Source organism: Halorubrum sp. AJ67 (assembly GCF_000513435.1).
On record NZ_CBVY010000028.1, the window covers coordinates 4,213 to 6,478 of the forward strand.

A 2,266-nucleotide genomic window follows, 5' to 3' on the forward strand; every position below is an offset into this window, starting at 1 on the left:
CGGACAGCGCGTGTGGAACCGGCAGCCCGAAGGCGGGTTCCGCGGCGAGGGGACGTCTCCCTGAAGGGTGTCGAACGCCTCGTCGCGCTCCTCCGTGGTCGCACGGGGAACGCTCGACAGGAGCGCCTTCGTGTACGGGTGTGCGGGGTCGTCGAATATCTCCTCGACCGGCCCGACCTCGACGATTTCGCCGAGGTACGTCACCGCGACGCGGTCACAGACGTGCCGGACCACGCCGAGGTTGTGCGCGATGAAGAGGAACGTCAGCCCGAAGTCCTCCTGAAGGTCGTCGAGGAGGTTCAGGATCTGCGCCTGAACGCTCACGTCGAGCGCCGACACCGGCTCGTCCAAGACGACGAAGTCGGGGTCCAAGGCGAGCGCCCGAGCGATCCCGATCCGCTGGCGCTGCCCGCCGGAGAACTCGTGCGGGTACCGGTCGATCTGGTCTGCCGAGAGCCCGACGCGTTCGAGCAGATCCCCGGCGCGGGCCCGGCGGATCTCTCGATCCGAGGCGTCGACGGAGACCGTCACGACGATCTCCTCGTCGCCGGTCGTCTCGACAGTCGTTCCGAGCAGGTCTCCCTGCCGGTCGAGGGCGGCGACGACGCCCGCCTCGTCCTCGCGGACGGTGACGGCGACCCGCGCGACCCCTCCCTCGGCGTCGACGACGTCGGTCGACGTCGTCGTCGACGCGAACCGTAGACGGCTCCGGCGTCGAGGGAGGCCCCCTCGACGGTCAGGTCGGCGGTCGTCTCGACGCTCGGGTCGCTCCGGGGGAGCCCGTGGATACGGAGCCCCTCGGCGACGATGTCGCCGGTGGTCATCCGGGGGTCGAGACTGGAGAACGGGTCCTGAAACACGATCTGCGCGCGCTTGCGGAACTCCGTCAACTCGCCATCGGTCATCTCGCGGAGGTCGGCCCCGTCGAACGTGACCTCGCCGGCGGTCGGCTCCCGGAGCCGCAACACCGTCTCGCCCGTCGTCGACTTCCCGCAGCCGGACTCGCCGACCAGCCCCAGCGTCTCGCCCTCTCGAACGTCGAAGGAGACGCCGTCGACGGCCTTCACGCTCTCCGACTCCGCACCGAGCAGGCGGTCGACGAGCGACTGGTCGTCCGCGTAGTACTTCTTCAGCCCGTCGACGGAGAGCAGCGGGTCGCTCATTCGCCCTCACCTCCGTCTTCGTCGAAATACTCTTGCGGGAGCGCGTCGGCCGGGTCGTACTCGCGGTCCGCGAGGACGCACTTGGCCCCGTGGTCGGCGGCGGCGTCGACAGTGCGTTCGGCAGGCCGTTCGAGGCACGCCTCCATCGCCTTCGGACACCGATCCGCGAAGTAGCACCGGTCGTCCATCTCGGCGTCGACCAGGCTCGGGACGTTCCCCCCGATCGGTTCGAGCCGCGCCCGCGGGTCGTCCACGTCGGGGATCGACCCGAGTAACCCCTGCGTGTACGGGTGGACGGTCTCGTTGAAGACGGAGTCGAGCGTGCCGCGCTCGACGACCTCGCCCGCGTACATCACGCAGACGCGGTCGCACATCTCGGCGATCACGCCAAGGTCGTGCGTGATGAGTACGATGCTCATCCCGCGCTCCGCCTGAATCTCGCGCAGGAGGGTCAGGATCTGCGCCTGGATCGTCACGTCGAGCGCGGTCGTCGGCTCGTCGGCGATCAGCACGTCGGGTTCGCCGGCGAGCGCCTGCGCGATCATCGCGCGCTGGAGCATGCCGCCGGAGAACTGGCCGGGGTACTCGTCGACGCGCTCCTCGGGGTCGGGGATCCCCACCTGCCCGAGCAGTTCGACGGCCCGGTCCATGCTCTCGTCGCTCGTGTAGTCGCGGCCGGGAACGATCTCGTCGAGTAAGTACTTCCCGAGTCCGTACCCCTGGGTGCGCGAGCGCGTCGAGCGGGGGTTCGCCCGCGCCCGGCGCTGGACCTCGACCGCCTCGGCGATCTGCTCGCCGACGGTGATCGAGGGGTTGAAGCTGCTCATCGGGTCCTGGAAGATGACGCTGAAGGAGGGACCGCGCAGCGACCGGCGGACGCTCTGGGGAACGGTGCGGAGGTCGACGTGGTCCCCGTCGACCTGTACCGCGTCCGCGTCGCGGAACTCGTCTGCGAGGTCGGGGTCGCGATACCACACCTTCCCCGAAGTGATCCGGCCGGGCGTCTCGACGAGGTCGACGAGCGACAGCGCCGTCACCGACTTGCCGGAGCCGGACTCGCCGACGACGCCGAGGATCTCGTCCTCGCGGAGGTCGAAGGAGAC

The 2,266-nt window shown here is 69.6% G+C and carries 1 protein-coding gene and 1 pseudogene; both read right to left on the reverse strand.

The window, feature by feature from the left end:
• Positions 1 to 1,163 (reverse strand): annotated as a pseudogene (locus BN903_RS18400) (ABC transporter ATP-binding protein); the annotation flags it as partial.
• On the reverse strand, positions 1,160 to 2,266 hold a 1,107-nt coding region (locus BN903_RS14480), incomplete at its 5' end, for an ABC transporter ATP-binding protein (protein WP_048078401.1). The gene BN903_RS14480 and the pseudogene BN903_RS18400, both read right to left, overlap by 4 nt.